14 protein-coding genes and 1 pseudogene are annotated in these 12814 nt (G+C 65.6%); 3 read left to right on the top strand and 12 right to left on the bottom strand.

The window, feature by feature from the left end:
- Positions 1-173: 173 nt before the first annotated feature.
- Positions 174-926, top strand: a complete 753-nt coding sequence (locus tag OU682_RS05070; RefSeq protein WP_268940990.1) for an SDR family NAD(P)-dependent oxidoreductase — start codon at positions 174-176, stop codon at positions 924-926.
- Positions 927-984: 58 nt separating this feature from the next.
- A pseudogene (locus tag OU682_RS05065) lies at positions 985-1119 on the top strand (DUF3606 domain-containing protein); the annotation flags it as partial.
- A gap of 40 nt (positions 1120-1159) precedes the next feature.
- Here OU682_RS05065 and OU682_RS05060 read toward each other — a convergent pair.
- The 8 genes from OU682_RS05060 to OU682_RS05025 all read right to left on the bottom strand — a co-directional run bounded on the left by OU682_RS05060 (position 1160) and on the right by OU682_RS05025 (position 5961).
- Positions 1160-1606 carry a DUF421 domain-containing protein gene (locus tag OU682_RS05060; protein WP_268940989.1) on the bottom strand — a complete coding sequence of 149 codons (447 nt, stop codon included), beginning with the start codon at positions 1604-1606 and terminating at the stop codon, positions 1160-1162.
- A 7-nt stretch (positions 1607-1613) separates the two neighbouring features.
- Positions 1614-2111, bottom strand: coding sequence for a hypothetical protein (locus tag OU682_RS05055; protein WP_268940988.1), 498 nt, complete (start codon positions 2109-2111; stop codon positions 1614-1616).
- 83 nt (positions 2112-2194) lie between these two features.
- The gene (locus OU682_RS05050) at positions 2195-2362 is read right to left on the bottom strand and encodes a hypothetical protein (protein ID WP_268940987.1); all 168 of its coding nucleotides are present in this window, start codon (positions 2360-2362) and stop codon (positions 2195-2197) included.
- Positions 2359-2565, bottom strand: coding sequence for a hypothetical protein (locus OU682_RS05045; RefSeq protein WP_268940986.1), 207 nt, complete (start codon positions 2563-2565; stop codon positions 2359-2361). The genes OU682_RS05050 and OU682_RS05045 overlap by 4 nt, the downstream gene beginning before the upstream one ends.
- A 4-nt stretch (positions 2566-2569) precedes the next feature.
- Positions 2570-3769, bottom strand: coding sequence for a zinc-dependent alcohol dehydrogenase (locus OU682_RS05040; RefSeq protein WP_268940985.1), 1200 nt, complete (start codon positions 3767-3769; stop codon positions 2570-2572).
- Complete coding sequence (locus OU682_RS05035; RefSeq protein WP_268940984.1) at positions 3769-4386, bottom strand: SRPBCC family protein; 618 nt, start codon at positions 4384-4386, stop codon at positions 3769-3771. Before OU682_RS05035 ends, OU682_RS05040 begins: the two co-directional genes overlap by 1 nt.
- A gap of 53 nt (positions 4387-4439) precedes the next feature.
- On the bottom strand, positions 4440-5375 hold the full coding sequence (locus OU682_RS05030; protein ID WP_268940983.1) for a manganese catalase family protein: 936 nt from the start codon (positions 5373-5375) through the stop codon (positions 4440-4442).
- Between the two features lie 325 nt (positions 5376-5700).
- Positions 5701-5961 (bottom strand): WGR domain-containing protein, encoded by a 261-nt coding sequence (locus tag OU682_RS05025; protein ID WP_268940982.1) that lies wholly within the window; start codon positions 5959-5961, stop codon positions 5701-5703.
- Between the two features lie 153 nt (positions 5962-6114).
- On the opposite strand from OU682_RS05025, the gene OU682_RS05020 reads away from it, so the two are divergent.
- Positions 6115-6540, top strand: a complete 426-nt coding sequence (locus OU682_RS05020; RefSeq protein ID WP_268940981.1) for a PPC domain-containing DNA-binding protein — start codon at positions 6115-6117, stop codon at positions 6538-6540.
- A 4-nt stretch (positions 6541-6544) separates the two neighbouring features.
- Here the strand turns inward: OU682_RS05020 and OU682_RS05015 are convergent, their stop codons facing one another.
- The 4 genes from OU682_RS05015 to nirB all read right to left on the bottom strand — a co-directional run bounded on the left by OU682_RS05015 (position 6545) and on the right by nirB (position 12676).
- Entirely contained in the window at positions 6545-8863 is a 2319-nt protein-coding gene (locus OU682_RS05015; RefSeq protein ID WP_371832204.1) for an FdhF/YdeP family oxidoreductase, read from the bottom strand.
- A 176-nt stretch (positions 8864-9039) separates the two neighbouring features.
- Positions 9040-9885 carry a formate/nitrite transporter family protein gene (locus tag OU682_RS05010; RefSeq protein WP_268940979.1) on the bottom strand — a complete coding sequence of 282 codons (846 nt, stop codon included), beginning with the start codon at positions 9883-9885 and terminating at the stop codon, positions 9040-9042.
- A gap of 11 nt (positions 9886-9896) precedes the next feature.
- Positions 9897-10232, bottom strand: a complete 336-nt coding sequence (gene nirD, locus OU682_RS05005) for a nitrite reductase small subunit NirD (RefSeq protein ID WP_268940978.1) — start codon at positions 10230-10232, stop codon at positions 9897-9899.
- The gene (nirB, locus tag OU682_RS05000) at positions 10229-12676 is read right to left on the bottom strand and encodes a nitrite reductase large subunit NirB (protein WP_268940977.1); all 2448 of its coding nucleotides are present in this window, start codon (positions 12674-12676) and stop codon (positions 10229-10231) included. The genes nirD and nirB overlap by 4 nt, the downstream gene beginning before the upstream one ends.
- Positions 12677-12814 lie beyond the last annotated feature (138 nt).

Raw genomic sequence — 12814 nt, 5'->3', positions numbered from 1 at the left:
GGTCGTGACAGGCCCGACATGCGCCCTGTGTTCCTGAAGCGCGGGATCGGCTGCCTTGCGGCGGGTTTCGTCGCGGAGGGAGATTGACAAATGCCAACCCGCGCGGCGGATCGGGAACCCGTGGCGGTGACGGCTGTTGAGAACGATCATCAATCTTTGCAAAGGATGCCGCCATGAGCGTTGCCCTTGTCACCGGCGCCTCGACGGGCATCGGATACGAACTGGCCCGTCTGTGCGTTTCGGATGGCCATGAAACCATCGTGGTCGCCAACGAGGCCGCCATCCACGCCGCCGCGCGGGAGCTGGGGGCCCGCCCGGTCGAGGCTGACCTGGCGACCCGGGAAGGTGCCCAGGCGGTGCTGGCGGCGCTGGAGGGCCGGGACGTGGACCTTCTGATGCTCAACGCGGGCACGGGGCTTGGCCATTCCTTCCTGGAACAGGATTTGCAGGGCGTCGAACGCACGGTAGAGACCAACATCCTGGGCGTGCTGCGGCTGGCCCATCCCCTTGGGCGCCGGATGGTCGCCCGCGGGCAGGGGCGCATCATGATCACCGGCTCCATCGCGGGCTTCATGCCGGGAACCTATCAGGCGGTCTACAACGCCTCGAAGGCGTTTCTGGACAACTTCTCGGTCGCCCTGGCCGAGGAACTGAAGGACAGCGGCGTCACCGTCACCTGCCTGATGCCCGGCCCGACCGACACCAAGTTCTTCGAGCGCGCCGGGATGCTGGACACGCCGATCGGGCAGGGTCCCAAGGACGACCCGCAGATGGTGGCCGAATACGGTTATCGCGCCATGATGGAGGGAACGGCGCAGGCCACGCCGGGCTTCAAGAACAAGGCCCAGGCCGCCGTGGCCGAAATCCTGCCGGCCGAGATGGTCGCAAAGTTGCACAGCAAGATGGCCAAGCCCAACGACGAATGAGGAGCATTCCATGGCACAGGACAACAAGGATCGCGGACGCGCCTAGGACCGGCGCAAGGTCGCCGGCGGCCAAGACCACGAGGTCCGCTACGAAGCCGAGAAGATGGGCGTGTCCAGGGACGAGGTCCGCGATGCGGTCAGGTCCGAGGGCAACAGCCGCGACAAGGTCGAGAAGAAGCTGAAGGACGACTGAACGGCCCGCGGGCAGGGCGCGGGCCGGCAGGGGTCCGCGCCTAGCGTTCCTTCGGGATGATGCTGATGCCGCCGCTGACCTCCAGGACGGCGGCGTCGATCTCGTCCAGCGTCTTCAGGCCATGCTGGGAACGTGCGGCCTCCAGCAGGTCGCCCACGCCGACGCGGGCCCTGCGCATGGCTTCCTCGTCCATCTTGCCGCTGCTGATCAGGACGGTGGGATTGCCGTCCAGGATCGAGCCCGCGCGTTCGGAGCGGGACTTGACATAGGCCAGCAGCACATCCGTGCCAAACAGCGTCAGGATCAGGATCGCCGCATTTGTGATGGAAAAGTCGTCGCCCAGCAGGGCCTGTTGCGTCGTTTCGGCGATAATCAGCAACAGGACGAAGTCGAAAGGCGTCATCTGCGCCAGCGTTCGGCGGCCAGACAGCCGGGTCGCGATCAGCAGGAGAAAATAGACGGCAATGCCGCGAATTACCGAGTCCATGATGTCCTCAGGGCAGAACGAGAAGATTGATGCGACGGGTTTCGCCTTCGACCGTCATGTCGAAGCCGGTCCAGCCGAAATGCGTGGCCCGCAGGTCCAGCTTGACCTCGTGCGGGGCAGGGCCGGCGGTGGGGAAGGTCATCGTCTGCGCGCCTTGGGCCAGAAGGCTCTGGTCCGGTTCGGGCTGGATCCGCTCGACCGAGAAACGCTCGAAGAAGGGCTGCGATATGCGGACCTCGTGGCTGTCTGCCGGATTGTCGAAGATGATCGCCACCTCGTCCATGCCTTCCCAGCGGGATACGCGGGGCACCTCGGCGCGGGCATTCGCGAAATGGATGGTTTGCGTGTGGAAGACGCCGCCGCTGCCGGTCAGGCCCAGAATTGCCAGCAGCATGACCGCCCCGAAGGTCCACCAGGCTATGCGCTGGATCCGCCAGTAGCGCCGCTGCCTGTCGCGCGGTTCGTCAAGCTGCAGCCCGTCGGGGCGTATTTCGGGGATCGTCAATCTTGTCCCTTGCCTCATGGCCTTCTCCGCAGGGTCCTTTCTCCATCGAAAGCACCGCGAAAGGCATGTGGTTCCACAGGGGATCAGGGCTGCTGGTCTTGTCCGATTTCCGGCGAATCGTCATGAACCTCGGTCGCGTGCCACAGGTTGCGGCCGACGAATATCACCAGAATGATGGCGACAAGGATCACCGCCACCGCCACGCCCGCGCGGCCAAGCCGCCGGGGACCGGGCTTGGGTTCGCGGCTCATCGCGACAAGGCCCAGATGGCGCCGATGATGACCAGCAGTATCATCGCCACGGGCCAGACCAGAACCTGCCAGGCCAGCCTGTTGCGCACGGGCGCGGGGGCGCGGACATAATCCGTGTCCGACGGTTCCCCCGCCGCCCCGGCGGATCGGTCGATCGGGCCGCCCTCGGTCTTCTTGTCGCCGTCTTCGGTGGTGCTGGGCATGATGCTAGTTTCCCCCTGCAGGGCGAGATGCGGCTCCGGGCGTCAGGACGACCTTCGTCCATTCGTCCTGCTTGCCGTGGAAATTCTTGTAGCCGGTCGGGGCATCCTCCAGCGACAGGCGATGCGAGATCAGGAAGGTCGTGTCGATCTCTCCCTCCAGGATGCGCTGCAGAAGCTCTCGGGTATATTTCTGCACATGGGTCTGGCCTGTGCGGATCTGCAGGCCCTTTTCCATCAGCGCGCCAATCGGGAACTTGTCGGCCAGGCCGCCATAAACACCCGGGATGGACACGCGCCCGCCCTTCCTGACCGCCATCAGCGCCATGCGCAGGGCATGGACATTGTCGGCGCCGATCCCGACCCGCTGCTTCAGCGCGTCCATCAGCGCGTCGGGCGCAAAGCCGTGGCTTTCCATACCCACGGCGTCGATCACCGCGTCGGGGCCGATGCCGCCGGTCATCTCCATCAACGCTTCCAGAACATGGGTCTGCTTGAAGTCGATGACCTTGGCGCCCAGGCCACGCGCCAGCTCCAGGCGGTGGGGGTAATGGTCGATGGCGATGACTTGACCCGCACCCATCAGCAGCGCGGACTGGATCGCGAACAGGCCGACCGGCCCGCAACCCCAGACGGCTACGCTGTCGCCGGGCTGGATGTCGCAGTTCTCGGCCGCCATCCAGCCGGTGGGCAGGATGTCGGACAGGAACAGCACATCCTCGTCCGAAGGGCCTTCGGGAATCACAATGGGGCCGACATCGGAGAACGGCACGCGCACATATTCCGCCTGGCCGCCGGGATAACCGCCGGTCATATGGGAATAGCCGAAAAGGCCGCTCATCGGGTGGCCATAGAGCAATTCGGACGCTTCCTGCTTCTCCACCGGGTTCGAGTTGTCGCAGGCCGAGAACTGCCCCTGCGTGCAGAAGAAGCAGGCACCGCAGGAAATGGTGAAGGGCACCACCACCCGGTCGCCCTTTTTCAGCGTCGATTTCGGCCCGGTTTCCACCACGCGGCCCATGAATTCATGGCCCAGGATGTCGCCGGGCGCCAAGCCGGGGATCACGCTATCGTAAAGATGCAGGTCCGATCCGCAGATCGCCGTCGCCGTGATCTCGATGATCGCGTCGCGCGGGTTGACGATCTGGGGGTCGGGAACGGTATCGACGCGAACGTCATGCTTGCCATGCCAGGTCAGTGCGCGCATCAATCCGCCTTTCGATTGGTCGAGGTGGCGATTTCGCCGGTTTCAAGAAGCATCTTCAGCCGCTTCAGTTCCTGCTTGCCGCGGATCTTGGGATCGGCGCCGCGCAGCCTGGCCGCCCATTGGCCGACGATGCCTGCCTGCGGAATCCAGGCAATATGGGCCTCGACCTCGGTCCCGCGTCCGGCAGGGGCGTCGCGCAACCGGACCTTGGCCTCGATCTCGATCTCGGCACCCTCGACGGACCGCCAGGCGAGGGCCTCGTTCTCGCGCTGCTCGACAAGGCGGGTTTCAACCGCGAGATGTCCGTCCGGTGTATCGACGACCCAGGTCACGTCATCGCCGCTGACCTGGACGGCGGCCAAGCCCTCCATGAAATCGGTCAGATGGTCCGGGTTGCGCCACATCTCGTAGATGCGAGAGCGGGGGGCCTTGATGGTAACGGTGCGCCCGGCGATCTGATAGTCGCCAAAGCTGGACCGGCGCGCGGTGCGGCCGGGGGCGCTGTCCGGCGGGCGCTTGGGGCTGGATTTCATGATGGCGCCTGCCGCAAGGCCCGCGCCTACGGACAGGGCAAGCACGACGGCGGCAAGTGGCAGGTCTGTCTGGCGGCGCGGCATCGGGGCCTCCGTGGAACAAGGCGGCCACCCTCGCGGGGGGCCGCCACCGTCGCTTAGCGCGACTTCTGATACAGCTTGGTTGCGATCTCGAACATTTCCGCGGGGTCGTAATCCGGGGTAAAGGCCGAGGGCACGCCCGTCAGGTCATGGATCTTGCCGCCATCGGGCAGGCCGTCCACGACCTCCAGTTCGCCGGGCGGATCGTCGGGCAGGGCGGTTTCCCCGCCGCCGCCCCAGATGCCGCGCATCTCCTCATAGTCCGAGGGGCTGAAGGTATAAAGGCGGCGGTGCGACCCCTCGGCCAAGTATTTCTGGCATTCCGGGATGTTGCCCAGGGGGATGTTCGGCGTGGGCAGGAACTTGTCCAGGTCCACCCCCGTCAGCTTCTTCAGCGCCAGGGCATAGGCATGGGCATGGACCGATCCGCGCACCAGCAGGTAGCCGCAGACCTCGCGCCCAGTGATGTTGGCATCGGTCAGCGATTCATAGACCCGCAGCTTGTGCAGGCGCGCGCCGCATTCCAGATGGAAGTTGTGCAGCAGATCCACGATCACGTTGCCGGTCGTGGTCACCATGTCCGCGTTCCACGACATCGAGTTCGAGTTGACCGGAATCGCGCCCCCCGCATGACTGTAGAACGAGGCGGCCGAACGGATGTCCTTCATCTCCTCGAACGGCGCGTTCGAGATGTCGCCGCCGAACTTCTCGTCCCCGCCGGGCTTGTCGGGCCCGTTGGCGAGCATGGCCACGCCATTGCTGACCAGTTCCACATGGCCCAGTTCCTCGGCGGTGATGGCCGCAACCAGGCTGTAGAAGGGGCGCAACTTGCTTTTGCTGCGGAAATTGAAGCTTTGGAACATGTAGTTCCCAAGCGTCGACATCTCGCCATACTTGCCGCCAAGCAGTTCTTGCAAGGCTGCGGCGGCGTTCGGATCCTGTCTCTTGGGGGCAGGCAGTTCAACTTGCAACTTGTCGACGCGCAGGAACATAGGTGTTCTCCGGGTGTGGGGATGCCTGGAAAAACACTGTTCGGCGGGAACTGTTCCGTCCGCGGGGCGGAAAAAGGCTGATCGGCAGAGATAGCGTGCCGCGTTGTCTCCCGTCAGGATGTCCTTCGCCGTGCAGGGAGGAGCGCGCATGTATCGGCGCCTCGGCCGCCTGCGTTGGCTGCCTTGCACTGATCCGAAAGGGAAAAGGTGACTGTGACGGGCCTTCTTGGCAGTGTCCTTTTAGCGGCAGCTCATCGCCATGCAAGGACAATGGCACTTCGGGATGGCGCGTCCCCCCCACCATACGGACCAAGAATAAGCATCGTTATGGAACGGCTGGATAGCTGATCAGGCTGTAGCCCCGCCGCTGCTTGCGCCGGATCCAGGTCGCTTGCTGCTGCAATGCCTCGGAAAGATCCGCGAACCAATGCTGGCGTTCCTGGCCGCGGTGGCCGACGCGGCCCCAATTGCGAACCAGCACGACCCCTCCGAACAGGTCGGGCATGATATCCAGGCGATAGAACCGCGCCATGTTCCGATCGGGATCTCGGCGGTCCAGAAGCACGCTGTCGGGTTCGCTGATCATGGGCTCAGTCTGCGCCCGTGTTCGCCTTTCGTCCAATGATAATTGTGAATCGATGGCCGGCAAGCGATTCCGTCCGTTGATGGGTCGGCCCCGCTTGACCCGTGCGGCCGTCCCGCCGCAAGAACGGCAGGGCGTATTCAGGAAAGGCTCGCCATGCACGCACTTGCATCCTCGACCGGGACCTTTCACGCCGTCCGGCTTGGTCCCGGCCAGAACCTGACCCAGGGGTTGCGCCGCGTCTTTGCCGACAGCGGCACGCAGGCCATGGCGATCGTGACCTGCGTGGGCAGCCTGACCGATGTCGTGATCCGCCATGCCAACCAACCGGACGGCACCGCCTATTCCGGACATTTCGAGATCACCTCGCTGACCGGCACGCTGGATGCGAAGTCCCAGCATCTGCACCTGACGATCGCCGACGATCAGGGCCGGGCCTTTGGCGGCCATCTGATGCCCGCGGGATCGGCCGTCTTCACCACGACCGAGATCGTGGTCCTGGCCCTGCCTGGCCTGCACTTCGACCGCGCGCCATGCCCCTTGTCGGGGTATGACGAGCTGGTGGTGACGGGGCGCAGATGATCCTCTAAGCCTTGATCCGCACCGGCGCGCCCTTGTAGGCCGGTGTCTTCGAGGCGAGGTCGTGATGGTCCAGCGGCACCAGGGGGTTGGCCTCGGGGTAATAGGCCCCCACGCAGCCTGAGGGCAGGTCATAGGGAACGACCGTGAACCCCTCGACCCGGCGCGGGATGCCGTCCTCGACGGCCGACACCAGGGTCACGCGCTGACCCTCGGACAGCCCTGCACCGACCATGTCGGCGCGAGAGATCAGGACAATCATCCGGTCCCCCTCCAGCCCGCGCAGACGGTCGTGATAGTCATAGATCGTGGTGTTGAACTGGTCGTTGGACCGCAGCGTGACCAGCGTATAGACGCCCTCGCCCGGTTCGGCCCCCAGGGCCGAGAGGCTTGGCGGCAGCGTGAATTCCGCCCTGCCGCTTTCTGTCTGCCAGTCGCGCCGGCGCGCCGCATTGCCGCGATAGAAGCCCCCGGCCTTGAACAGCCGGTCGTTGAAGTGGTCGAACTGGTCGGGATAGGTTTCCTCGATCAGGTCGCGGATGCGGCCGTAGTCGGCGATCCAGTCGTTCCAGCGGACATGGCGGTTGGGCGGCAGGGTCGCCTTGGCGATGCCCGCGATGATGGCCGGTTCCGACAGCAGGTGGCGCGAGGCCGGGGGGCGGCGTCCCACCGACCCGTGGATATGGCTGAGGCTATCTTCCATCGACACGGCCTGCGGGCCGGTTTTCTGCATGTCGCGCTCGGCCCGGACCAGGCAGGGCAGCAGCCAAGCCCCCTTGCCCACCAGCAGGTGCGAACGGTTCAGCTTGGTCGCGACCTGGACATTCAGATCCAGCCCGGCCCAGAAAGGCTCGGCCCGGGCAAGGTCGGGGATGGCGCGGGCGAAGTTGCCGCCCAGGCTGACGAAGCCCTTGACGGTGCCGTCGATGACGCCCTGGACGACCTCGACGGTGGTCATGCCGGTGTCGCGCGGCGGGTCGAAGTCGAACATCTGCGCCAGCGTGTCCAGCGGCACCAGTTCGGGCTTTTCCGAAATGCCCACGGTGCGCTGCCCCTGCACGTTGGAATGGCCGCGCACGGGGCAGATGCCGGTGCCCGGACGGCCGATATTGCCGCCCATCAGCAGCAGGTTGACCAGCATTCCCACGCTGTCGCCGCCATGGACATGCTGCGTCAGGCCCATGCCATAGACGCCGATGCAGCGTTCGGACCGGGCGTAAAGGTCCGCCACCTCGACCAGGTCGGCGCGCGGCAGGCCGGATGCGGCCTCGATATCCTCCCAGGACAGCGCGCGGGTCCAGGTCTCGAAGGCGTCAAAATCATGGCAATGCAGCGCGATGAAGTCGCGATCGACGGCATCCAGGTCGAACAGGTGCTTGCAGATCCCCGCAATCGCCGCGATGTCGCCGCCGGGGCGCAGTTGCAGATAGATGTCCGAGATCGGCGTGCCCCGGCCCGTCAGCATCTCGGACGGGCTTTGCGGGTTCATGAACTCGACCAGTCCGCGTTCGCGGATCGGGTTGAAGGTCACGATCCTGCAGCCCCGTTTCACCGCCTGCTGGATCGGGTGCAGGAAACGCGGACTGTTCGACCCGGTGTTCTGCCCGAAGAACAGCATCAGGTCGCATGTCTCGAAATCATCCAGAACGCAGGTGCCGACCGGTGCGCCGATAGTCCGTTTCAACGCCACGCTGGTCGTCTCGTGGCACATGTTGGAACTGTCGGGCAGGTTGTTGTGCCCGTAAAGACGCGCGAACAGCGCATACAGGTAGGACGCCTCGAGGCTGGCCCGGCCCGAGGCATAGAAGACCGTCGTCTTCGGATCCATCGCCTTGAGACTGGCGCCGATGGCGGCAAAGGCTTCCGGCCAGGTCGTCTCGACATAATGGTCGCTGGCCGCGTCATAGCGCAGGGGATGGGTCAGCCGCCCGGCCGCCTCCAGGTCGTGATCGGGCCAGTTGCGCAATTCGGTCACGCTGTGGCGGGCGAAGAAGTCGGGCTTGCAACGATCGCGGGTCAGGTCCCAGAGGGTGGCCTTGGCGCCGTTCTCGCAGAACTCGGCCAGGTGTGGCGAGGGCGGCTTGGCCCAGGCACAGGAGGTGCACATATGCCCGCCGGGCTTGTTCTGGCGGCGCAGGGTTTCCAGAACACCCAACTGGATGCGGCCTTTCGTGGCCTGCGCCAGCACGCTTTTCAGCGATCCCCAACCGCCCGTCGGATGGGCGTAAAAGGGCGTCGTCGGATCCTGGTCGCGTTCCCCGGTCACGTCATGCCCCCTTCGGATGCGGCAGGGTCGTGGATCGGGCAGCCCTCCAGTCGTGGTCATCGACCGGATAGGCGACAGCGGCAGTAGGGCGGAGGGCTGGCTGCATGGGAGATCCTGACTCTCGGTGGGTGCCAGAGCCAAAACGGCCCCGCCGCGGAACCGTTCCGGTGCCGCGCGGATTGCAGGATCACAAGTCGGGCAACGCCCGCCGGGCCGGGTCCCGGCGGGACGGCGGATCACTCGGCCGGAACGGCAACAGGCGCGGGGGCCGCGTCGCGGTCAAGCTCGGGCGAGGTCTTGTGGTGCGTGGCATAGATCATCGCGCCCACGAAGGTCAGCCCGCCCACCAGGTTGCCGACAACGGTCGGGATCTCGTTCCAGATCATGTAGTCCATGATCGTGAAGTTGCCGCCCAGCAGCAGGCCCGCCGGGAACAGGAACATGTTCACGATGGAATGCTCGAACCCCATGTAGAAGAAGATCAGGATCGGCATCCACATCGCCATGATCTTGCCCGAAACGCTGGTGGACATCATCGCCGCGACCACGCCGGTCGAGACCATCCAGTTGCACATCACCGCGCGCACGAACAGCGTCAGCATCCCCGCAGCGCCATGCGCGGCATAGCCGACGGTCCGGCCCTCGCCGATATGCCCGATCTTCTCGCCGACGGCATTCGGCGCCTCGGACCAGCCGAAGGTCACGATGATCGCCATGAAGATCGCGACCGTGAAGGCGCCCGCGAAATTGCCGCAGAAGACCAGGCCCCAGTTGCGCAGCATCCCCTTCATGGTGACGCCCCGGCGCCTGTCGATCAGCGCCAGCGGCACCAGCGTGAAGACCCCGGTCAGCAGGTCGAAGCCCAGCAGATACAGCATGCAGAAGCCCACCGGGAATAGCAGCGCGCCAATCAGCGGGTTGCCGGTGTTGACGGTGACGGTGACGGCGAAGGCGGCCGCCAGCGCCAGGATCGCCCCCGCCATATAGGCGCGGATCAGCGTGTCCTTGGTGGACATGAAGACCTTGGCCTCGCCGGCGTCGATCATCTTCCGGGCAAAATCGGTTGGCGTGACATAGGACATGGGCGTTCCTTTCAGGCGGCGCTTCTGGCGCGGATCAGGGTGGCGTCGAGGAGGATGCGTCCCCCCTGGAGCTTGGCGGGATAGGTGCGGACGTGGCCCTCGTCTGCGCCTTGTGCCGCGCCCGAGTTCATGTCGAAGACCCAGTTGTGCAGCGGGCAGGTGACCAATGTGCCGTGGACGATGCCTTCGGACAGCGGCCCGCCCTTGTGGGGGCAGCGGTCCTCCAGCGCAAAGACCTGGTCGTCCATGGTGCGGAAGACCGCCACGCAGCCCTGCCCGGTCTTCACCACGCGCGCGCCCTGCCGGGGGATGGCGTCCAAGGGTCCGATGTCAACGAAGATGGTCATTCGGCGGCCTCCAGCGTCAGGTCGGCAAGGGGCGCCCATTTGGGCGTCTCGGATGGGGTGGAAAGGTCGGCCCAGGGGTCGCGGCGGTAGACGGACTGGCTGATCTCGAAGCGTTCGACCAGGGCGCGGCGATTTTCAAGGTCATCGACGACCTGCGCCCTTATCCAGTCCAGCCCGACCTTGCCCATCCATTTCCAGATCCGGTCCAGGTATCGGGCGTTCTCTCGGTAAAGCTGCGTCACGGCCAGGATGATCCGGATCGCCTCGTCCTCGGACGGGGTGGATGCCAGGTGCTCGGTTTCCCTGACCTCCATCCCCGCCGCGCCGCCGATGACGATGTTGTACCCGCTGTCGACGCAGACCACGCCGATGTCCTTGCAGGTGGCCTCGGCGCAGTTTCGGGGGCAGCCGGACACGCCCAGCTTCAGCTTGTGCGGCGTCCAGGACCCCCACATCAGCTTTTCCAGCCTGATGCCGAGGCCCGTGGAATCCTGTGTGCCGACGCGGCAGAACTCCTTGCCGACGCAGGTCTTCACCGTGCGCAGGCCCTTGGAATAGGCCGCGCCCGACACCATCCCCGCCGCGTTCAGGTCGGCCCACATATGCGGCAGGTCTTCCTTGCGCACCCCCAGCAGGTCGATGCGCTGGCCGCCCGTCACCTTGACCATTGGCACGTCGTATTTCTCGGCCGCGTCGGCAATGGCGCGCAGTTCGGCCGGGGTCGTCACGCCGCCCCACATGCGCGGGACTACTGAATAGGTGCCGTCCTTCTGGATATTGGCGTGGTTGCGTTCGTTCACAAAGCGCGACTGCCGGTCGTCCTGGTAGTCCAGCGGGTATTCCGCCAGCAGGTAATAGTTCAGCGCCGGGCGGCAGGAATGGCAGCCGCCGACCGATTTCCAACCCAGTTCCTGCATCACGGCCGGGATCGACTTCAGCCCCATGGACCGGATCAGGCGGCGCACGTCCTCGTGGCTGTGATCGGTGCATTTGCACATGCCGGCGGGGGCGTCAGCAACCGCGCCGCCCAGCGTCAAGGCCATAACCTGCTGCACTAGCCCGGTGCAGGACCCGCAGGAGGCGCTGGCCTTGGTGCAGGCCCGCACCGCGTCCAGCGTGCAGGCGCCGCCCGCCACCGCGTCCATGATCGTGCCCTTGGAAACGCCGTTGCAGCCGCAGATCTCCGCCTCAGGCGGCAAGACTGCAACGGCCGCCATAGGGTCCGGCGCGGCACCCCCCTGGAAGGCCGGGCCGAAGATCAGCGTGTCGCGCATCGGGCCGATGTCGGTTGCGTCCTTCATCAGCCCATGGAACCAGGCCCCGTCATTGGTATCGCCATACATGACCACGCCGATGATGCGGTTGTCTTCCAGCACCAGGCGCTTGTAGATGCCCCGGCCCGGGTCACGGAAAACGATATCCTCGCGCCCCGGTGCATCGGCAAAGTCGCCCGCGCTGTAAAGGTCGCAGCCCGTCACCTTCAGCTTGGTCGCGGTCTGGACGGGGGCGAAGACGGCTGGCTGGTCCAGCAGCGTTTTCGCCAGCACCTTGGCCTGGTCGTAGAGCGGCGCGACAAGGCCGAAGACCTGGCCGCGATGTTCGACGCATTCGCCAAGCGCGAAGACATGCGGGTCGCTGGTGCGCAGGGCGTCGTCCACGACGATGCCGCGCTCGACCTCCAGATGGGCGTCATTGGCCAGCCGCACCTCGGGGCGGATGCCCACGGCCATGCAGACCAGGTCGGCGGGATAGACGGTGCCGTCCTCCAGCAGCACGGCCTCGACGCGGTCGTTGCCCAGGATGGCCTTGGTCGCGCCCTTGCAATGGACGGTGATGCCGCGCTTTTCCAGATCCTTCTGCAGCAGGTATCCCGCCGCCGGGTCCAGCTGGCGCTCCATCAGGTGACCCATCAGGTGGATCACGGTCACGCGGGCGCCGCGCGCGGCCATGCCGGCCGCGGCCTCCAGGCCCAGCAGGCCGCCGCCGATGACCACCGCGTCCTTGCCGGCGGTATCCATCATCGCCTGCGTGTCTTCCAGGTCGCGATAGGTGACGACGCCGGGCAGATCCTTGCCGGGCACCGGGATGATGAAGGGGGCCGACCCGGTGGCGATCACCAGCGCGTCATAGGGCGCGCCGCCGCTGTTGGAATAGACGACGCGGTTCTTGCGGTCGATCCTGGTCACCGGCTCGGCAAAGCGGCAATCGACGTGGTGGGCGGTATACCAGGTGTCGTCATGGGTGACGATCTGCTCGTAGGTCTTCTCGCCCGACAGGACCGGCGACAGCATCAGGCGGTTGTAGTTGCCGCGCGGCTCGGCGTTGAACAGGGTCACGTCATAGGCGCCAGGGGCGGCCTCGAACAGCTGCTCCAGCAGCCGGCCCGAGGCCATGCCCGCGCCGATGACGACAAGCTTCTTCCTGGAAATAACGGTGGTGGACATTGATGCTCCGATGGCGGGACGGGGTGTCTGTGGCTGTCGGAAAGCACACGGCATGATGGCCCGGGGGCCAGTGGCAACCGTCGCTTTCGGGAAATGCCGCATCGTTGCGAGCCAAGCCGGTGGCGCGCCATTGCGCCG

It is taken from the genome of Paracoccus benzoatiresistens (assembly GCF_026913015.1).
Taxonomy (GTDB): Bacteria; Pseudomonadota; Alphaproteobacteria; order Rhodobacterales; family Rhodobacteraceae; genus Paracoccus; species Paracoccus benzoatiresistens.
This window is presented reverse-complemented; position numbering and strand designations above follow the sequence as displayed.